Here is an 18915-nt window from a genome sequence, read left to right as displayed (position 1 = left end):
GGGGATGTGCTGCTTTGCTATGTGACGCGACTTTAGGCGAATCGACATGCGCACAGAAGAGGGTTGACCGGCGGAGGTGACCTGGGGTATTTGGCGCCGCGCTATGCCGAGGTGCGCAAGAATCCGCCGATAATCAGTTCACGCACGCGGGGGAGAAGGTCAGCGCGGAGGGCCACGGGATCAACCTCCCACAGGTGCGCAATCGCGTCATTGATCTGCTGAAGCGAGAGCTCACCGTCACATGCGCCGACGAGTGCGGCGAGATCAGGGTCGACGGAGAGCGCACGACCAAAGCCGGAGCCCTGGTTGAGTTCAATCACCGTGGGGTCTTCCGCGCCTGGCAAATAGTGACGCTTCTCGGTGACGTCTGGCGCTGTCACCAGGTGCAACGCTGCGAGATCATCGTCGCTGAGCATGCCAACCGCGTCGTGAGCCGCGAGCATGTCGGAAAGATGCGCACCAATCGTCCCCTCCGCAGGGATCGGACTGGTGACACGTTCAAAACGGCCAAGCGTCGGCGAACCTTCAACCGGGCGGCGCAGCAAAACATACCCAAATCCGATGGCTGTGACGTTGCGGTGCGCAAAGTCGTCAAGCCACGCATCCAGCAGCAGTTCGTGTGCATCCGTACCCTGCACGGTTCCGCCGTCACGAATCCACAGCGCCGCGTACTCCGCCGGGTCAAGCTGTTCGCGTTCAATGACCCACGCATCCAATGGCACCGGCGAGTTTTCGACCCACGCGCGCACACGGTCGAGGCCGTCTGTGCCCCAGCGGTACTCCCAATTGCCCAAGAACTGCGCAATTCCGCCCGGCTTCAAGTGCTCGCCAACGCCAGCGAAGACCGCCGCAACGAGGTCATCGCCCTGCATCCCGCCGTCGCGATACTCATACGCTGGCACGTCATCACGGCGCGGTGTGATCACGAATGGTGGGTTCGACACAATGCGATCGAACGTCTCGCCCGCCACAGGTTCGAACAGGCTGCCAGCGCGCACATCAATGTCAGCCACCCCATTGAGCAGTGCGTTGAACCGCGCGAAGGCCAGCGCATTCTCTGAAATATCGGTAGCGACCACCCGATCGGCATGACGCCGAGCACGCAGCGCCTGAATGCCACACCCGGTGCCGAGGTCAAAAACACTCCCGGCTGGAGTCGGAACCTGGAGTCCGGCAAGCGTCAGCGATGCGCCCCCGACTCCCAAGACGTGGTCATCGGGGAGTGCGCCGCCGAGAGCTGTTTCGTCCAGGTCGCTGGCGACCCACCATTCACCGACACCCGCTTCATCCACAAACGACTGCGGCCGAATCAGCACGGTCGGCGCGCACATGTCATCTCCGCGAATGAGGCTCAGCGCACGCAACCCCTCAAGGCCCACGGTCGGCACCGCTGCGGCAACGTCTGCCGCCGGCTGCGCAACGCCGAGGACGAATAGGCGAGCCAGAACGGCAGTCGCATCCGTACGATTCTTCAGCGCACGCAGTGCAGGCACCCTGGTTCCGCGGGCAAACGCGTTGTCTGCAGCCACACCCCACGCGGCACGAATGCTCTCCGACGTGAAGCGTGCCTCACGAAGGTCGTCAGCAAGAGCAGCGATGAGGGCGGAATCAGCGTGAATATGCACCTCTCTATTGCATCACGCGGAGACGACGTGCGTTTCTACGGAGGCGAGGTTCCAAAATTGCGCAAATTCCGCGCGTGTGGTCAGGAGGAGTCTCGGAAACCCTCGCCAGCGAACATGAGATCGGCCTAATCTTCGGACGTGACGAAACGTACGCCACGAGTCCCCACAGGAGGTCATATGTCCATCAAGCGCATCGCCGGCAGCATCATGGTCGCCGGTCTTCTCACTTTCGGAGCAATGCCCCTGGTGGCGACCTCCGCGACTGCCTCTCCCGCACACTCTGAGCAGAGTGACGGTAGCGACCACGGCAACAGCAACAAGCCGGCCCGCCAGGACCCTCAGCCTGACAAGGGCAAGGACTGCATGGAACACGGCCGTTGGGGCGGTGTCAACGAGGATCACTGCGACGGAGGCCTCAAGTAGCCCATAGATGTCGAACGGTGTCGTGCGTGTCGGATCCGCGCGGCGCCGTTCGCTATGTTCAAGGGGATCCAATCTTTGAGGGACGGAGAACCCATGGCCGAGGTTGAAAGCTTCACGCTTGACCACACCGCAGTACTCGCACCGTACATTCGCCTGATCGGTGTGAGCGCCGGTCCTCGAGGCGATGAAATCTCCAACTTTGACGTGCGCTTCGTCCAGCCCAACGCTGGCGAAATTCCCACCGCAGGGCTGCACACGATCGAGCACCTGCTCGCGAGCCTGTTGCGCGATCGCCTCGACGGAGTGATCGACATTTCACCGTTTGGTTGCCGCACGGGCTTTCACCTGATCACGTGGGGTCAGCCCATGGTGGAACAGGTGGCCGTTGCCATCACCGAATGCCTCGAGTTCATCGCAAACGAGGCCGAGTGGAGCGATGTGCAGGGTGTTTCTGCCGAAGGTTGCGGCAACTACCGTGACCACAGTCTGCATAGCGCCCGCGAATGGGCGAAGGTCATCGTGGCGCAGGGCCTCAGCCGCGACGCCTTCCGCCGCGTCGGAGTCTAGGCACGTACCTGCGCTGTTGTCTCGGGCGTTCCGCGGGCGCGCACGACGCACACAGGGTGATATCCGGGGCGAGATGACAACGCTCGCTCGCGGGTTCTGGTCGTGCTGCCAGGGTAGCGACAGGGTTGCGTCCTAGAATCAAGGCAGTCGTGTGGCATGTGTTCACCCGACCATGTGACTATGACCACGACGCGATCTCTCCCTTCAGCCCTGCGCTGGCGCCACGCGGCGACACTCTGCACCGCGGCGCTTGTGGTTGGTTCGTCTCTCGTGATGGCACCCGCCGCGTTCGCTGCGGATGACGCGACACCCACACCCTCAGCCACTCCGGTCAGCCCCGCTCCAGAGCCGACGCCAGCCGATGGTTCCGGAACCATCGTTGCGGCCGCGCGCACCGGCGGAATCTTCCAGCCGGGTACCGACCTCGTCGTCGACGTGCGCCTCACGACAGACGCCGCCGACGTGACGGCAGGCGGCACCGCGACTCTGCGCATTGGTGCGGCGGCGCTGAGTAACGAAGGCGATATCAGTGCCTGGCTCAGCAACGAGGTGTCGTCGGCGCCGCTCATCGATATCGGAACCGTCACCGTTGATCCACAAGACGCCGATGCCTCGTCCGCGTTTGAGATTCGTGGTTCGCGCATCGTTTCTGCGCTCACCAGCCTCACTCCCGGGGTCTACCCGATTCAGGTTTCGTATGTTGCTGGCGCGGTGACCCGCACAGACAACGCCGTCATCTCGGTGCCGAGTGCCGACGACGGCGTGGCGGTTGTGGTTCCGTTCACGGCGCCCGCCATCAGTTCTGGGCTGCTTACCCCCGCGGCTCTTGCCGAGCTCACGGCTGCTGACGGCCACCTCACCATCGCGATGCGTGCAGCGCAGCAGGCGAATGTGATCGTCGCTGTTGACCCGGCGGTTATCGCAGCGATGCGGGTACTTGGCACCGCGGCTCCTGCCTCCGTGCAGTCGTGGCTTGCTGATTTCGAGGCGCTCGACAACGACATTTTTGCGTTGCCTTTTGCCGACCCCGACATTGCGACTCTGGTCAGCGCCAATGCGGCTGACCTCGGCCCGACCTCCCTTAACCGCTACCTGGACGCCAGTTTCACCGAGCCAGACGATGCGACAACACCGAGCCCCACGGCCGTGCCAAGCACCGCTCCGACACTTGACGAGTTGATCGCGATTCCGGGTGCCCGCGATGACCTGGCGTGGCCAGTGAGCGGAACCATGACGCAGGCGACCGCGGAGTGGGCGGCTGCCGAAAGTAAAACGCTGCTGCTGTCATCCGCCCAGGTCGCGGCGACACAGCCACACGTCACGCTTGAGGCCACGGGTGCAGACGCGTTCGTTTATGACGCCGAGCTGTCAGCGGCGCTGTCGCTCACCGTTTCTGAAGACGACGCGGTGTCACGCAACGATGACCTCAGCGCATTATTGGCACACGCGAGCGTGGCTGCCGACAGTCGGGTGCTCGTGGCATTCGATCGCGGCGTGGAGTGGGACGCCGCCGCGACGACCGAAACGCTCACCGCTCTGACCGCGGCATCAAACGGTCGCCTTACCGGTGACCTGTTGCTGCGGGCAGAAACGCCGGTTCCCGCTTCAGCGACGGCTGCGCCTGAGCCGACTGACCGTGCGAACACGTTGACATCTCTCCTGCAGAACGAAACGCCACTGGCCGCAATGGCGGTTGTTTTAACCGACCCGACACTCATCACGGGTGCGGACCGTGCCGAGGTTTTGCAACTGTTCTCAGCTGCCTGGGTTGGCAACGCGGACTGGGACGCCGCCGTTGCCGATCACCAAGAATCGGTTGCAGAAACTCTTGACGCTATTGATATCGCGCCGATCTCGACCATTCAGTTTCTGACGAGCGGTTCATCGATTCCGTTGCAGGTGCGAAATGACCTTCCGTTCCCGGCCACGCTCAAGCTCTGGGCTCAACCCGATGACTTCCGCCTGACCGTCGAATCACCGACCACGGTGCAAGCGCAGGCGGGGGCCGTGACGAAAGTCCTGATTCCGGTGACGGCCGGGCTCGGTAATGGCGACGTGACGATTCGGTTCTGGCTAACTGCCGAAAACGGACACGAAATCGGTGCCCCCATGTACACGGATGTTCTCGTGCGTGCGGAGTGGGAGAAGATTGGCGTCGCTGTATCGGTAGCGCTCGTCATCCTGCTGTTCGCCGGCGGTATATACCGCACAGTGAATAAACGACGCAAAGCCCGTACCCAAACGGAATATACCTCCGCTATCGCGCCAGATAGTGCGGTCCATGGCTCCGCCGAAGGATCCACAGATGCCGCGCGTCATGACGCAGAACCCAAGGATTTGAATGGCTAACATCGGGCGCGCAAGCGTGTTTATCGCGGCGGGCACCCTGGTTTCACGCCTGACGGGCCTTGTTCGCACCATGGTGTTGGTGACCGCCATTGGCGTCTTCGCCGTCGGTGACGCGTTCAACACCGCGAACGGACTACCCAACGCGATCTACGCGCTGGTCTCGGCTGGCCTCCTGACAGCGATCGTGGTTCCGCAGGTCGTGAAAGCCGCACGCAACGCTGACGGCGGCTCGGCCTTCATCTCGAAGCTCTTCACGATCGGCGTTGTTGGACTCTTCGTCATCACCGTGCTCGCGATGCTGGCGGTGCCGCTGCTTGTCGAGCTGTATTCACCACAGTTCTCCGCGCCGCAAAAGGCTCTCGCGGTCGCGCTCGGATACTGGTGCGTGCCCCAGCTGTTCTTCTACGGGGTGTTCGCGCTCATCGGCGAAACACTCAACGCACGTAATGTGTTTGGCCCGTACGCGTGGGCACCGGTCGTCAACAACATCGTGTCGACCGCCGGATTCGCGCTCATCATTTGGCTGTACGGCGGCAACCTCACGGTTATCGAAGACTGGACACCCGACCGCATTGCCTTGCTCGGTGGTTCCGCGACCCTCGGTATTGCCGTGCAATTCTTCGTGCTGATGCTGTTCTGGAAGCGCGCCAAACTGCGCGTGCGCCCCGACTTTCAGTGGCGCGGCGTTGGCCTCGGCGAGATCGTCAGAATGGCCGGCTGGACCTTCCTGATGGTGATGGTCGGAACCATTGGTGGCATTGTGCAGAGCCAGGTGGTTTCTGACGCCTCGGGTGAATACCCCGCCGGGCTCGTGATGAGCAATGCGTGGCTGGTTTACATGGTTCCGTATTCGGTCATTGTGTTGTCGATCGGTACGCCGTTCTTCACCCGAATGAGTGAGTTCGGGAGCGCCGGAAAGACGCAGGAGTTGCGGGAGACGATCGATACGTCGATTCGGACGCTTGGCTTCTTCATCGTGATCGCGACGGCCGTTCTCGCCGCGGGTGCCGTGCCGGCATCGCGCATCTTCACCAACTCTGGTGCCGAGGCGATTCTGTCTGCCCCGGTGCTGCTTGCGTACCTGGTAAACCTCATTCCGGTGGCGATCCTCTTTGTCATTCAGCGCATGTTCTACATCCTCGGCGACACCCGCACGCCGTTCTTCTTCACCCTGTTGCAGGGTGTGCTGATCGTGGCCTCCGCATATCTCGCCGCGGCCTTCCTGCCACTGAGCATGCTCGCTGCCGGTGTGGCGCTCGGGCAGTCGGTGGCGACGATTGTGCAGCTTGTGGTGGCCACCGTTCTGTTGCGTCGTCGTTTTGGCTCGCTGAATGCGAGTTCATGGCTGCGCGGGTATGCCCGGTTTGCGATCGCTGGCGTGATTGCTGGTGTTGCTGGGTGGGGTGTGTGGCAGATGCTGGGCGGAAGCACCAGCTGGCTCCTTGATGGCAAAATCACCGCCATGCTGGGTCTCGGCATCATCGGCGTTGTCGCCGGTGTTGTCTACATTGGGGTGCTGGCCATCGCACGCGCCCCCGAAGTTTCGGTCGCTACCGACACCATCAAACGGTTCCGCCGCCGCTCGGCGGAATAACCCGCGGTTACGATGGGTTTACATACCTGAAAGCCAGGAGGAAAAGTGCGTCAGGTCACCATTATCGGATCCGGTCCCGCCGGATTGACGGCAGCCATCTACACCGCTCGCGCGGGTCTTGAGCCGCTTGTTATTGCCAGCTCTGTTGAGGTCGGCGGTGAGCTCACCAAGACGACCGACGTGGAGAACTTCCCGGGCTTCCCCGACGGCATCCAGGGCCCTGAGCTCATGGAGAAAATCCAGGCACAGGCCGAGAAGTTCGGTGCTGAAATTGCCTACGCTGACGCCGTTGAGCTTGACCTTGACGGCCCAGTGAAGAAGATCACTCTCGGCGATGGCAAGGTCATCGAGTCGCAGACCGTGATCTACGCAACCGGTTCTGCTTACCGCAAGCTGGGTCTGCCTGGTGAAGAACGCCTTTCGGGCTTCGGTGTCTCGTGGTGCGCCACGTGCGACGGCTTCTTCTTCCGCGAACGCGTTATCGCGGTTGTCGGCGGCGGCGACTCCGCGATGGAAGAGGCAACGTTCCTCACGCGCTTCGCATCGAAGGTTTATGTCATTCACCGCAAGGACACCCTGCGGGCCTCCAAGATCATGCAGGAACGTGCCATGGCGAACGAGAAGATCGAGTTCATCTGGAACACCGAGGTCACTGACGTGCTCGGCGACGGCGCTGTCAGCTCGCTGCAGCTGCGCAACACGGTCGATGGTTCCGAGAGCACCCTCGACGTGCAGGGCCTGTTTATCGCCATCGGAAACGACCCGCGCACGCACCTCGTGCACGGCAAGGTTGACCTGACGGCAGACGGAACCATTTGGGTTGACGGACGTTCGTCGAAGACCACGGTTCCGGGCGTTTTCGCCGCAGGCGACGTGCTCGACCCGACCTATCGTCAGGCTGTCACGGCAGCGGGCTCTGGAACGGTGGCAGCCCTCGATGCCGAGCACTACCTCGCGGCCCTTGCCGATGGTTCCGCCTCCGTCGAGACGGCTGCCGCGGTCTAACGGAACATCCGCCGGTGCGCCGGCGTTATATTCGATGAGTGCGATCGCGCTCGATCTACAGAAAGAAGAATCATGACGGCACAGGCAACGAGTTCTGCAACGTGGGACACCGACGTTCTGCAGGCTGAGGGCCCGGTTCTGGTCGACTTCTGGGCTGAGTGGTGCGGTCCGTGCCGTGCTGTTTCGCCGATCCTCGACGAAATCGCGGCTGAACACGCTGGCAAGATCACGATCATCAAGCTCAACGTTGATGAGAACCCCGACCTCGCGATGAAGTACCAGATCACGTCGATCCCGGCGATGAAGGTCTTCAACAAGGGTCAGGTCGAGACCACGATCATCGGCGCCAAGCCTAAGGTCGCGCTCGAAGCTGATCTCGCCAAGTACCTCGGCTAATCACTGATTAGCCGTAAGGGGGCTTCGGAATCATTCACGTGGTTCCGAAGCCCCCTTACTTTTGCCACCCCGTGAGCGAGCGCTGTGAGACGAAATCCCGCACCCCGGTAGCTGAACGAGCACATCGAGACGAAACATCTCTCCGTGAAAACGGGGGAGTGGGGGTGATGTTTCACGTGAAACGTGACGCTATGCGGCCCCTGGACGGCCTGTGGGGTCGCTGGTGACTGCGTCCCAGGCTCGGTGGGTGTTCGTGTGTCCGAGGAGCTTCCAGACCGTTGTAGTGAGATCTGGGTACTCCAGGGCGATCTGGCGAAGGACGCGATAATTGCGCACGTCGTTGGGACGCTGCCCGCCGTTGGATTCGATGTTCTCGGCGCGAAGCGAATAGACGACAAGTTCGTCGACAGTGGGGAGCTCTTCCATGAACTCCCAGGGGTCTTCGCCGTGGCGAAGACGCTCGTGAACGAGCACGGCGCGCTCGTCCGCTGCTTCTGCACGAAGCAGTTCCAGACTCGCGCGCCGCGGAATACCCTCGGTCACACTGATGCCGTTCGGCAGCTAGCGAGAACCAAATTCAGCCTCGCCCAGCTCAGTCAAAATGCGGTTCAGGTCTTGAATGCTTGCGAATTCAATGTTGACCTGGCCTTTACGTGCACCCAGCTGTACCTTGACGCGCGTGTTGAGGCGGTCGCCCAATCGTGTAGCGACATCATCGAGGTAGGCGCGGCGTGCGCCAGCACTCGGCTTGGCCTTAGAACCGGCAGGAGTACCAATAGTCTTCGCAGCCGCTTCTGCCGCGCGGACCGATAGGTCTTCGTTCACGATCTTGTCCGCGAGCCTCGTCATGCCCTCGATACCCTCAACCGAGAGAATCGCGCGGGCGTGGCCGGCGGAGAGCACACCGGCAGCGACACGTTGCTGAACGGCGACGGGGAGCTTCAACAGACGCAGCGTGTTACTGATCTGGGGGCGTGAGCGGCCGATCTGGGTGGCGAGCTCTTCGTGCGTGATCCCGAAGTCATCGAGGAGTTGCTGGTAAGCCGACGCTTCTTCGAGCGGGTTCAGCTGCGAACGGTGCAGGTTTTCCAGCAGCGCATCGCGCAACAGGTTTTCGTCGCTGGTTTCGCGCACGATGGCAGGAATCTTGGCGAGGCCCGCCTCACGTGAAGCGCGGGTCCGACGCTCACCCATGATGAGTTCGTACGTGCCATCTTCGAGCGTGCGCACGACAACGGGCTGCATGACACCGAACTCCTTGACGGAGTGCACGAGTTCAGCAAGGTCTTCAGGGTCGAAGACCGTACGCGGCTGACGCGGGTTCGGGACGATGTCATTGGGGTCAATCTCAATGAGGCGCAGACCCGGAATGCTGATAAGGTCTTCTTCCTCAGCGGTAGCAGCCTTCTTCTTCGTGGCGGGGGAGTCCTTTGCTACCGGCGCCCCGGGGAAGAACACGTCGACCGGACGTGCCTCGGACGCATCAGACGTCGGAATAAGTGCTCCTATTCCCCGACCCAGTCCTGTTCGCTTAGCCATTAGGCTCGACCTTCCCCTTCGCGAGCGCTTTTGCGCACGATTTCTACTGCAGCCTCCCGGTAGGCAATTGCGCCAGCCGACTGAGGATCATATGAGACAACCGTCTGACCGAAGCTTGGAGCCTCAGACACACGGACAGAACGCGGAATCACGGTCTCGAGAACCTGATCCGCAAAGTGTGAGCGTACCTCTTCCGCAACCTGCTGCGCGAGTCGAGTGCGCCCGTCATACATTGTCAGCAGAATCGTTGAGACGTGGAGTCGCGGGTTGAGGTGCTTCTGAATCATCTGCACGCTACCCAGGAGCTGACTCAATCCCTCGAGCGCGTAATACTCACACTGAATCGGGATAAATACCTCATCAGCCGCGGTAAATGCGTTGATGGTCAGTAGTCCGAGTGAGGGTGGGCAGTCAATGATGATGAAGTGAGGCTTGATGTCTACGGACTCGAGATACTCTTCCATCGCGGTACGCAGACGGTGCTCGCGTGCAACCTGTGAGACGAGTTCAATTTCAGCGCCGGCAAGATGGATCGTACTTGGTGCGCAGAAGAGGTTATCCGACTCCGGGCTGGGCTGAATGACTTCAGCGAGCGGGAACTCGTCGATCAGAACGTCATAGACACTGGGAATGTCAGCGGTGTGGGGCACACCGAGTGCTGTTGATGCATTGCCCTGCGGATCAAGATCAATGACGAGCACCCGAGCGCCGATGCTCGCCAGGGCCGCCGCGACATTCACGGCTGACGTCGTCTTACCAACGCCACCCTTTTGATTCGATACCGTCAGAATGCGCGTCTCGGCAGGGAGATTGACGTCGGTGGCTTCCAAGATGCGGCGACGAGCGCTGAGATCGGCAAGTTCACGCGCCAATGGCGTGTCATCACCAAAAATCGTGGTGTCGTCAGCGGGGGACTGTTTCACGTGAAACACACTCCTTTACGCGCGAAGACCAGCTTTTCTACTCTAGGCGATATGGCGGACACTAGCGTCGGCGTGTTGTCCTGAGATGCGAATTCAGCCGCGGAATGGGCAGGAAAGATCACGTCTGCACCATCGATATTGCACACAGGCGCGAAAACCATCACGAGAAGCATCGAATCAGCGCGACGTGCGTGCGCATCACTCGGTTTCACGTGAAACATATTCCTGTGCGACCCATTTACTCACTGAGGCGCAGCCGCGGATGCGCAATGCAATACCCCAACGCTCATTAATGAGCTCGGGTGCAGGGTGGTGGAGCTCATAAGGGGTCGCCGTCAAAGGCGCGCGCTTTCCAGCCGGGGGAGCGGGCGAGGCGATACGCCGAAAATCCCAGTGGGGGTGCTTATGGAGCGAAAGTTTCACGTGAAACGTAGGCTACTTATCAGTCGGAACATCGGAGTCCGTACGGGCGGGGAGTCAATATCGTCGGCATCCGGTACTACATCGATATTTTCGCGCGAAGAACTACTTTGCCGGCCCGCACCCGTACCGGGCCGATTGGCTTCCCAATAAGCGGGAGTATCCACCAGACGTTCAGCGCGCCACCGCCCCACGAGGGCCATGATGGGAATCAAAACAAACACGGCAATAAATGGCATGCTGATCGTGCCCCGCGCGAACACATACATCAACATGCCGCCTGCAACAATCGATGCGATGAGCAGGATCCGATTCTTCACGTCATCATCCTTACATCCCTGAAGAGCTGGGTCGATTTGGTTTCACGTGAAACGGAACCCTGACAGCACATGCACTCACGGCGCTTCGCGTGTCGCTGGCTGATCACCATCTGGCGAATTTGCGGGGGAGTAGCCTTCTGCCATCCGTGCTGCTTCCGCAGCTTCGCGTCTTTGTCTGACGATGGCCTTCATGTTCCGGGTGCGCTCCGCCATACCTCCCAGGCGGATATAAATTGTGAAACCGATGAGTGCGAAACCGGCGACAGGACCAAGCAGAACTATCACGGGGGTGGCTGCGGGCGTTTCGACAGCGACGTACAATATCCCAGCAAGCAGCAGAATCGCGATCACTGACAAGACCATCTTCTTCATATCGACGCACACCCCCATCGCAACGTCTCCCCCCAACAATTCTCGCCTGCCCAACCTCAGTGCGATGTTTCACGTGAAACACCCCCACCCTGTACAAGAAGGAACGGTCAACACTCCGCCGCAGATTCATTTCCCCTCACGATGCCCACTCAACAGCGAACAGAGCACGGACCACCGCCAAACTTCGAAGCCGCTACCCGCCCCCACACCATGCCCCGGAGATACTCCCTACACCCCAGTGCTATGTGCCCGTCGAATCCCAAGCCGATGGCACCTTCCCACCCCACGACGTTATGCAACACCGCCGCCCTACAACCCGCACATTTCCCCCAAAATCCCGCGACGTAACGCTTTTGATGATGCATAGCGCAACACCCAACCTCGCCCGCAAACCGGCCAAGCCGGTTGTACCAAGCGCTCCCGATGCCACGCCGCCCCCCCACCTCAGCCAACCCAGCAACCAACTCAGCCAGCCCAGCAACGGAACCCGGCGTTCGAAGGAGTGGGGGATGACGGAGTGGATATTGGCGGGTCTGGCAGGCCGCCCGCATGGGCGGCCTGGAGATATCCCCGGAGTCATCCCCCGCTCCGCCGTCCAAACTCAACGCCAGCAACCCGATCCATCCACCCCTCAGCAGGGAAAAGAAAAGGGCCCGTGTTTCACGTGAAACACGGGCCCTAACAAATGTCAGGTCTAACCGCGAACAACCCCGCGGAACACCCGGGTTGATTCATCCAGGACACCTTCGCCGAGCACAGATACCGAGATGTCCGAGATCTTGTACTTGCGGATCACTTTTTCGGCAGCGTCGATCTCATTCTGCACCGAGGCTCCCTTGAGAAAGATGATTTCTCCGCCATCGCGCACCAGGGGAGCAGTGAAGGGGATCAACGTGCGTAGGGCTGACACGGCGCGTGCGGTAACCGCATCGAGTACGGCGCCTTCAGGCCACTCTTCGCCGCGGCCGCGGAAGACGGTGACGTTCGAGAGTGCGAGGGTATCTACCTGCTCGTTGAGCCAGTTGACGCGGCGTTCCATGGGCTCAATGAGCACCCACTCGACATCGGGCCGAGCAATCGCCAACACGAGGCCAGGGAGACCGGCGCCCGAGCCCACATCGCCGACACGGCCGGAGAACAGGGGAGCGGTGATCGCGCTGTTCAGGATGTGGCGGGTCCAGAGACGGGGCAGTTCCAACGGGCCGATGAGGCCACGCTCTTCTCCCTGCTCAGCGAGAGCCTGGGTGAAGGCGCGTGCCTTGTCGATGTTGTCGCCGAACAGCGTCGCAGCTGCAGTGGGTTCTTGTTCGAGTGTCATGAATGTTTCACGTGAAACTAAGCGCGTCGGAGCACAGTGTGACGGTCTGCACCGTCACCGTAGGACTCCGAGATCAGGCCGCGGTCAGACACGATGTCGTGCACCAGCTTGCGCTCGTACGACGACATTGCCGGCAGCGATGCCTGTGAAGCACCCTCATCGAGTCGCGCGATGGCACGGTCGACAAGCTTCTCCAGCTCCTGCTGGCGTGCATCGCGGGATCCACCGATGTCAAGAATCACACGGGAGAAGTGCACGGTCTTGTTCTGCACAGCCAGGCGCGTCAGCTCTTGCAGTGCCTGCACCGTCTCCGGGTCGGAGAGCGTGCGCAGCGACGTTCCGTCGGACTCGACAGAGACATAGGCGCGGCCCTGGCGAACGTCGAGTTCGAGGTCACCATCAATGTCAGCGATGTCGAGCAGACCCTCAATGTAGTCGGCTGCGATGTCGCCTTCTTGCTCGAGATCAGCCGTTTCGGTCGGTTCATTCACGGGTGCGTCAGTCATCGTCGCCTCCTACTTCTTCTCGTCGGGATTCGCGCTATCAGTGCCCGAATCTGAGGCTTGCGCAGAGCCACTCTGATTGGCGTTGTTCTGCTTCTGAGCCTGCTTCTTAGCGCGGTTCTTGCCGAGGGGCTGTTCACGCTTCGGCTGCTGTACCTTGCGCTGTTCTGCCTCTTCAAGCAGTCGCTGCTGTTCTGCTTCGTACTGCGCAATCGTGATCACGTTGCCCTTGGCATCGAGTGCCTTGCCCTTCTTCAGCAGGCGGGCTTCGCGAGCCTTTGCAGCGTCGGAACCAGGGGTGGGCATGTTGCGAATAACGATGAACTGCTGGCCCATGGTCCACAGGTTCGAGATGAACCAGTAGAGAACGACACCGAGCGGGAAGAAGACACCGGAGAAGACGAAGGCGAACGGAAGAACATAGAGCATGATCTTCTGGATCTGGTAGGCCTGGCCGGTCTTAGCCTCGGGGGAGAGGTTCTTCGAAACGATCTGCAGCTGGGTGAAGAACTGCGACCCGATCATCAGAATGACGAGGATGACGAGGATGGTGACGGTCAGTTCCCAGCCCGGGTTCTTCGACTCGAGCGAGCCCATGAGGGAGTCATGCAGCGATGCAACGTCAAACAACTTCGCATCGTTGAACTGCTGAGTCAGTTCGGCGCTCAGGAAGCCAACGCCACCCTTGCCCTTGTCTGCGTTCGTATTGACTTCGTTCAGCGTCTGGAAAAGAGCGAAGAAGATGGGCATCTGCACAAGCAACGGCAGGCAACCAGAAACCGGCGTGGTGCCGTGCTTCTTGTACAGTGCCATCGTCTCGCGGCTCATCGCCTCGCGGCTCAGCTGATCCTTTTTGCCCTTGTACTTTGCCTGGACTTTACGCAGATCAGGAGCAATTTCCATCATGCGGCGCTGGCTCTTGATTTGCTTCACCGTCAGCGGAACCAAAGCCGAACGGACGACGATCACAAGACCCACGATGGCAAGTACCCAGGTGGTTCCGCTCGCGGCCGGCATACCGACAACAGTCAGAAGCCAGTGCCAGGCGACCAGGATCGCTTCAACGGCCCATTTCAGGGGCCAAAGGATGATGGAAAACAGATCCACGGATCAGTCCTTTCCAGACGGCACGACAAACCCACGCGGCGTGAGTCCGTGTCGAAAATGCGGATGAGGGGGAACGTCGTCTTCGCCGCCCTGAGCCCAAGGGTGGCAGCGACTGATGCGCGCCGCGGCTTTCGCCGCCCCCTTCAATAGGCCATGTTGTTGCAGCGCACCAACGGCATAGGCGGAACAAGACGGATAGTACTTACACACGTCGCCATAGATCGGAGAGATCACGGCGCGGTAGGCAGTCATAACGCCAATGGCTGCATTTCGCGGCCACAGGGGAAGGGAACGGAAGAAGTCGCGCGACGCGAGGTGGTCGGTGCCGCGAGCGTACGCAGGAAGGGCGCTCGTCATGATGCCTTCTTCTCCAAAGACCGTCGAACTTCATCGCGCAGCGACTGATAATCGCTGCCGGCAGACGACGGAAGGGCGCGGATGACAACATCCGCGCCCATTCGCACCGAAGGCAATGCTTCGGAACAGATCGCTTTGAGGCGACGACGGATCGTGTTTCGCACGACCGCCGTTCCTACTTGCTTGCTCACGATGAAACCAAAGCGCGCAGGACGATCTTCACCCGTCTGGGTGACATACGTCACAGTGTGTGCGCCAGCACCTCGAACACCGCGTCGGACGACTGCTTTATAGTCGGCTCCGCGGGTGATTCGATGCGGTCTCGCGAGCACCGCGAGTGGTTACGCCGACAGCTCGACGCGACCCTTTGCACGACGTGCAGAAAGGATCGCGCGGCCCGCGCGGGTGCGCATACGGGCGCGGAAGCCGTGCTTCTTGGCGCGGCGGCGGTTGTTCGGCTGGAAAGTACGCTTGCTCATGGGGTCACTCCGGAGATGCAGTCTCCGGGATGAGTGCTTCCGGGGACTAACGGACAAGGGTTGATGCACCCGTAGCGGGGCATAAGTCAACCGATTTAGGCTACGACTTTCCCGGCCAACAAGCAAACTGAGACCCAAACTAGTGATTATCCCCACGTTCCGGTCAAACCCCAGAAGACACGCACAAATCCGCCGTAGAGTGGAGGTTGCTCTTGCCCACCCGGCTCGCTACCGTTGCACAAACGCCGGGTTATCCACAGCATGAACTCAGGTTCATTGCGCACTTCCGTTGGGGGAAACACAGCCATGACGCAGCACGACATTCCGGATGTTCCTGTCTGGAAAGCCGTCATGCAGCACCTTGCGACCGATGACCGCGTCACACCGCAAATGCATGGCTTCCTTAACCTCGCCGTCGCACAGGGTGTGATGGGCGGAATGCTCTACATCCTGGTGCCGAATGATTTAACGGCCGGCCAGCTCAAGCGAATCAAGCAGCCCATGAGCGAGGCTCTCGCCGCTGTCGGCGAAAACGAGGCGACCGGATTCCGCATCGCTGTCGACCCTGAACTCAACGAAACGCAGATCACCGCACCGGTCACTGTGCACGAGAATCCCATTCCGCGTCCGATCGAAGAGCCGGCTCCGGAACCAGTACAGACGCACAATTCTCGTCACGACACGAGGTTGAACCCGAAATACACGTTCGACAGCTTCGTTATCGGCCAGTCCAACCGGTTCTCGCACGCTGCCGCTGTCGCCGTCGCCGAAGCGCCTGCTAAGGCTTACAACCCGCTCTTCATTTATGGTGACTCCGGTCTTGGTAAGACCCACCTCTTGCACGCCATCGGCGATTACGCGATTAATCTCTACGCCGGCGTGCGCGTTCGTTATGTTTCCAGCGAAGAATTCACCAACGACTTCATCAACTCGATCGCCAACAACCGTGGTTCCGCTTTCCAAGCCCGCTACCGCGACGTCGACATTCTCCTGATCGATGACATTCAATTCTTGCAGGGCCGCGCCGAGACGCAGGAAGCGTTCTTCCACACGTTCAACACGCTGCACGATCACGACAAGCAGGTTGTGATCACAAGTGATGTCGCACCGAAGTTGCTCACCGGGTTCGAAGATCGCATGCGTTCGCGCTTCGAGTGGGGTTTGATCACCGACGTTCAGGCACCTGACCTGGAAACCCGTATCGCGATTCTCCGCAAAAAGGCACAGAGCGAACGGCTGCAGATTCCCGATGAGGTGCTCACCTACATCGCCACCATGGTCTCGTCGAACATTCGCGAGCTCGAGGGCGCCCTCATCCGCGTCTCCGCATTTGCGAGCCTCAACCGCTCCACCCTCGACATGGGTCTGGCCCAGACGGTGCTGCGCGACATCGTTGACCAGACTGAGGCAAATGTCATTTCTCCGACCGACATCATTACGGTGACTGCGCAGTACTTTAAGTTCACCGTCGACGATCTCTATGGTTCCAGCCGTTCCCAGGCGGTCGCCACTGCTCGTCAGATTGCCATGTATCTGTGCCGCGAACGCACGAGTCTTTCCCTACCGAAGATCGGTCAGCTCTTTGGCGGACGCGACCACACCACCGTGATGTACGCGTACAAGAAGATTGCCGAGCTCATGAAAGAGCGCCGCTCGATCTATAACCAGGTCACGGAGATCACCGCGCAGCTCAGCCGCCGCTGACACGCACAATCAATCTCAGCGCGTTAAATCGCGCGAAAACCGAAAATCCCCGACTTCATCTCTCGAAGTCGGGGATTTTCGTTGTCTGAAACGATTCTCCGCGCACACACAGCGCCGGTCATGCCTGGCACGGGTATCACCGGCCATCCGGTGCGCGCTCAGGTCGCCACCGGGGCTCAGTGAGCTCCACACTCTCAACGACGCTCAGAGCGCTATTTCGACGATTTTCCGTTCGGAACCATGAGCTGCGTTCGAAAGCTGCCGAAATAAGTCGTCAGAACGGATTCTCTCAAGCAGGCATCGACCACCAAACAACGCTCGCTGGCGCTCTGCCCGTTCGAGTTTCTCGACATCAAAAATGACCTTGGAGGCGAAAAAGTGCGTCAAATCGCCCGCGACGCGCCCGAGAAGGCCTCAAAAAGGAGTTTCACACACGTGTGGATAACTTGTGGATAAGCCTGTTTTCCTGTCGACGGATTGTGAACGAAATGACAAGGCTTGTGGAGAACTTGTGATTTCGGGAAGTTTTCCACAGGGTTGTTCTCCCGCGTAATTACACCGATTTCCACAAGTAACACCATTGTGATTCCCTACTCTCGCTTGGCTTCCACAGAGTTGTCCACAGTATCCACAGGTGTTAACACTGTTAACCAGATCTCTCTCTATAGGCCAGACTTCCGATGACCTTGACGGATTTGGCTGTGGGCTGTGGCTTGTCCACACAGTGGCGCTAGTGTTGTAACCCCAAGCAGGGAGTTCAAGGGAGCGAACGTGAAGTTCCACGTGAATCGCGACGTTTTCAGCGAAGCCGTCTCGTTCGTCGTCAAGTTGTTGCCGCAGCGCAACCCGCAGCCGATCCTGGCCGGAGTGCTTATCGAAGCAACTGACGAGGGTTTGTCGTTGTCGGCTTTCGACTACGAAGCGTCGGCGCGAACCGTCATTGAGGCAACGATCGACGAGCCGGGCACGATCCTCGTGCATGGTCGGCTGCTTTCCGATATCGCAAGCCGATTGCCGAATGCTCCCATCGAGCTGGCAACGCAAGACGATGGTGGAATTCTGCTGACCTGTGGTTCCGCCCGATTCACGCTGGCTTCCATGCCCGTCGCGGAATACCCGGCGATCCCGGAAGTGACAGGCGAATCAGGACTCGTTCCTGCTGAGGAATTTGCCACCGCAATTGCTCAGGTCGGTTTTGCTGCTTCCCGCGATGATGTCACGCCGGTGCTGACCGGTGTGCTGCTTGAAGTTGCCGGCACAGAGCTCAGCCTCGTCGCAACTGACCGTTACCGCGTCGCGCTTCGCGATGTGCAGTGGGACGGCCAATCCGTCGACAGCACTGCGCTGGTTCCGGCCCGCACGCTGCTCGAAGTTGGCAAGACGTTCTCGCACGCCGAAAACATTTCGGTTGCCTTCTCCGGATCAGGTGATCGCGAGATCATTTCGTTCACGGCAGGCAACAAAACCGTCACTTCGCTGTTGATCAAGGGAAATTTCCCGCCGGTCCGCCGCCTGTTCCCCGAGCAGACTGAGCACTACGCCGTCGTGAACACCGCAGATCTCGTTGAAGCTGTGCGCCGTGTTTCGCTCGTGCTTGACCGCTCGGCTCCGCTGCGCTTCACCTTCACGAACGAGTCGGTCACGATGGATGCTTCAGGCAACGAGCAGGCTCGCGCATCCGAATCGATCGATGCCACGCTTTCCGGCGGCGACGATGTCGTCATTGGCCTGAACCCGCAGTTCTTGACCGAGGCCCTCGGCGCTGTCAAGAGCGAGTTCACCCGCATCACGTTTACCTCAACCGACAACGCGAACAAGCTCAGCCCCGTATTGATCACGGCGCAGACGTCGGTCGATGGTGCTTCAGGCGACAACTTCAAGTACCTGTTGCAGCCCAACCTGCTCCTTCGCTGA

Annotated in this window: 20 protein-coding genes; 8 read left to right on the top strand and 12 right to left on the bottom strand. The window is 60.2% G+C overall.

Translation table 11 applies throughout. The features are described 5' to 3' along the window. Positions 1–101 precede the first annotated feature (101 nt). The gene (locus KTJ77_RS13140; protein ID WP_217339005.1) at positions 102–1625 is read right to left on the bottom strand and encodes a methyltransferase; all 1524 of its coding nucleotides are present in this window, start codon (positions 1623–1625) and stop codon (positions 102–104) included. 177 nt (positions 1626–1802) lie between these two features. Here KTJ77_RS13140 and KTJ77_RS13135 point away from each other — a divergent pair, with 177 nt between their 5' ends. The 6 genes from KTJ77_RS13135 (at position 1803) to trxA (ending at position 7959) form a co-directional block, all read left to right on the top strand. Beyond that, positions 1803–2048, top strand: coding sequence for a hypothetical protein (locus tag KTJ77_RS13135; protein ID WP_217339004.1), 246 nt, complete (start codon positions 1803–1805; stop codon positions 2046–2048). Positions 2049–2141: 93 nt separating this feature from the next. Then, on the top strand, positions 2142–2615 hold the full coding sequence (locus KTJ77_RS13130; protein ID WP_217339003.1) for an S-ribosylhomocysteine lyase: 474 nt from the start codon (positions 2142–2144) through the stop codon (positions 2613–2615). Positions 2616–2795: 180 nt separating this feature from the next. Continuing rightward, the gene (locus tag KTJ77_RS13125) at positions 2796–4964 is read left to right on the top strand and encodes a DUF6049 family protein (protein WP_217339002.1); all 2169 of its coding nucleotides are present in this window, start codon (positions 2796–2798) and stop codon (positions 4962–4964) included. Then, positions 4957–6558 (top strand): murein biosynthesis integral membrane protein MurJ, encoded by a 1602-nt coding sequence (murJ, locus tag KTJ77_RS13120; RefSeq protein ID WP_217339001.1) that lies wholly within the window; start codon positions 4957–4959, stop codon positions 6556–6558. Before KTJ77_RS13125 ends, murJ begins: the two co-directional genes overlap by 8 nt. A gap of 45 nt (positions 6559–6603) precedes the next feature. Continuing rightward, positions 6604–7563, top strand: coding sequence for a thioredoxin-disulfide reductase (trxB, locus tag KTJ77_RS13115; protein WP_217339000.1), 960 nt, complete (start codon positions 6604–6606; stop codon positions 7561–7563). Positions 7564–7635: 72 nt separating this feature from the next. Beyond that, a complete protein-coding gene (gene trxA / locus KTJ77_RS13110; protein ID WP_217338999.1) occupies positions 7636–7959 on the top strand; it encodes a thioredoxin in 324 nt (107 codons plus the stop codon). A 189-nt stretch (positions 7960–8148) separates the two neighbouring features. Here the strand turns inward: trxA and KTJ77_RS13105 are convergent, their stop codons facing one another. The 11 genes from KTJ77_RS13105 to rpmH all read right to left on the bottom strand — a co-directional run bounded on the left by KTJ77_RS13105 (position 8149) and on the right by rpmH (position 15297). Further along, the gene (locus tag KTJ77_RS13105) at positions 8149–8502 is read right to left on the bottom strand and encodes a tryptophan synthase subunit alpha (RefSeq protein WP_217338998.1); all 354 of its coding nucleotides are present in this window, start codon (positions 8500–8502) and stop codon (positions 8149–8151) included. Positions 8503–8520: 18 nt separating this feature from the next. Next, a complete protein-coding gene (locus KTJ77_RS13100) occupies positions 8521–9498 on the bottom strand; it encodes a ParB/RepB/Spo0J family partition protein (RefSeq protein WP_217338997.1) in 978 nt (325 codons plus the stop codon). Then, positions 9498–10430: a ParA family protein gene (locus KTJ77_RS13095; protein WP_217338996.1), complete on the bottom strand. Its 933-nt coding sequence runs from the start codon at positions 10428–10430 to the stop codon at positions 9498–9500. Before KTJ77_RS13095 ends, KTJ77_RS13100 begins: the two co-directional genes overlap by 1 nt. A 410-nt stretch (positions 10431–10840) precedes the next feature. After that, positions 10841–11161, bottom strand: a complete 321-nt coding sequence (locus tag KTJ77_RS13090) for a hypothetical protein (RefSeq protein ID WP_217338995.1) — start codon at positions 11159–11161, stop codon at positions 10841–10843. Between the two features lie 75 nt (positions 11162–11236). After that, positions 11237–11533 (bottom strand): hypothetical protein, encoded by a 297-nt coding sequence (locus KTJ77_RS13085; RefSeq protein WP_217338994.1) that lies wholly within the window; start codon positions 11531–11533, stop codon positions 11237–11239. 694 nt (positions 11534–12227) lie between these two features. Continuing rightward, a complete protein-coding gene (gene rsmG / locus KTJ77_RS13080) occupies positions 12228–12851 on the bottom strand; it encodes a 16S rRNA (guanine(527)-N(7))-methyltransferase RsmG (protein ID WP_217338993.1) in 624 nt (207 codons plus the stop codon). A 17-nt stretch (positions 12852–12868) separates the two neighbouring features. Next, complete coding sequence (locus tag KTJ77_RS13075) at positions 12869–13357, bottom strand: R3H domain-containing nucleic acid-binding protein (protein ID WP_217338992.1); 489 nt, start codon at positions 13355–13357, stop codon at positions 12869–12871. Between the two features lie 9 nt (positions 13358–13366). Then, complete coding sequence (gene yidC / locus KTJ77_RS13070; protein WP_217338991.1) at positions 13367–14461, bottom strand: membrane protein insertase YidC; 1095 nt, start codon at positions 14459–14461, stop codon at positions 13367–13369. 3 nt (positions 14462–14464) lie between these two features. Next, a complete protein-coding gene (gene yidD, locus KTJ77_RS13065) occupies positions 14465–14818 on the bottom strand; it encodes a membrane protein insertion efficiency factor YidD (protein ID WP_217338990.1) in 354 nt (117 codons plus the stop codon). After that, positions 14815–15150, bottom strand: coding sequence for a ribonuclease P protein component (gene rnpA, locus KTJ77_RS13060; RefSeq protein WP_217338989.1), 336 nt, complete (start codon positions 15148–15150; stop codon positions 14815–14817). Before rnpA ends, yidD begins: the two co-directional genes overlap by 4 nt. 9 nt (positions 15151–15159) lie before the next feature. After that, positions 15160–15297 (bottom strand): 50S ribosomal protein L34, encoded by a 138-nt coding sequence (rpmH, locus tag KTJ77_RS13055; protein WP_067196091.1) that lies wholly within the window; start codon positions 15295–15297, stop codon positions 15160–15162. 306 nt (positions 15298–15603) lie between these two features. Between rpmH and dnaA the strand changes: the two genes are divergently transcribed. Both dnaA and dnaN read left to right on the top strand, forming a co-directional pair. After that, positions 15604–17001 carry a chromosomal replication initiator protein DnaA gene (gene dnaA / locus KTJ77_RS13050; RefSeq protein ID WP_217338988.1) on the top strand — a complete coding sequence of 466 codons (1398 nt, stop codon included), beginning with the start codon at positions 15604–15606 and terminating at the stop codon, positions 16999–17001. A gap of 771 nt (positions 17002–17772) precedes the next feature. Next, positions 17773–18915: a DNA polymerase III subunit beta gene (gene dnaN, locus KTJ77_RS13045; RefSeq protein ID WP_217338987.1), complete on the top strand. Its 1143-nt coding sequence runs from the start codon at positions 17773–17775 to the stop codon at positions 18913–18915.

The organism is Microbacterium sp. NC79 (genome assembly GCF_019061125.1).
Lineage (GTDB): Bacteria > Actinomycetota > Actinomycetes > Actinomycetales > Microbacteriaceae > Microbacterium.
This window is presented reverse-complemented; position numbering and strand designations above follow the sequence as displayed.

Bases quoted from the DNA above. Each gene is read 5' to 3' on its own strand.
- trxA (WP_217338999.1), top strand. From the start codon at position 7,636: ATGACGGCACAGGCAACGAGTTCTGCAACGTGGGACACCGACGTTCTG.
- KTJ77_RS13135 (WP_217339004.1), top strand. From the start codon at position 1,803: ATGTCCATCAAGCGCATCGCCGGCAGCATCATGGTCGCCGGTCTTCTC.
- yidD (WP_217338990.1), bottom strand. From the start codon at position 14,818: ATGACGAGCGCCCTTCCTGCGTACGCTCGCGGCACCGACCACCTCGCG.
- KTJ77_RS13100 (WP_217338997.1), bottom strand. From the start codon at position 9,498: ATGGCTAAGCGAACAGGACTGGGTCGGGGAATAGGAGCACTTATTCCG.
- KTJ77_RS13075 (WP_217338992.1), bottom strand. From the start codon at position 13,357: ATGACTGACGCACCCGTGAATGAACCGACCGAAACGGCTGATCTCGAG.
- dnaA (WP_217338988.1), top strand. From the start codon at position 15,604: ATGACGCAGCACGACATTCCGGATGTTCCTGTCTGGAAAGCCGTCATG.
- KTJ77_RS13130 (WP_217339003.1), top strand. From the start codon at position 2,142: ATGGCCGAGGTTGAAAGCTTCACGCTTGACCACACCGCAGTACTCGCA.
- murJ (WP_217339001.1), top strand. From the start codon at position 4,957: ATGGCTAACATCGGGCGCGCAAGCGTGTTTATCGCGGCGGGCACCCTG.
- KTJ77_RS13085 (WP_217338994.1), bottom strand. From the start codon at position 11,533: ATGAAGAAGATGGTCTTGTCAGTGATCGCGATTCTGCTGCTTGCTGGG.
- rsmG (WP_217338993.1), bottom strand. From the start codon at position 12,851: ATGACACTCGAACAAGAACCCACTGCAGCTGCGACGCTGTTCGGCGAC.
- KTJ77_RS13125 (WP_217339002.1), top strand. From the start codon at position 2,796: ATGACCACGACGCGATCTCTCCCTTCAGCCCTGCGCTGGCGCCACGCG.
- rpmH (WP_067196091.1), bottom strand. From the start codon at position 15,297: ATGAGCAAGCGTACTTTCCAGCCGAACAACCGCCGCCGCGCCAAGAAG.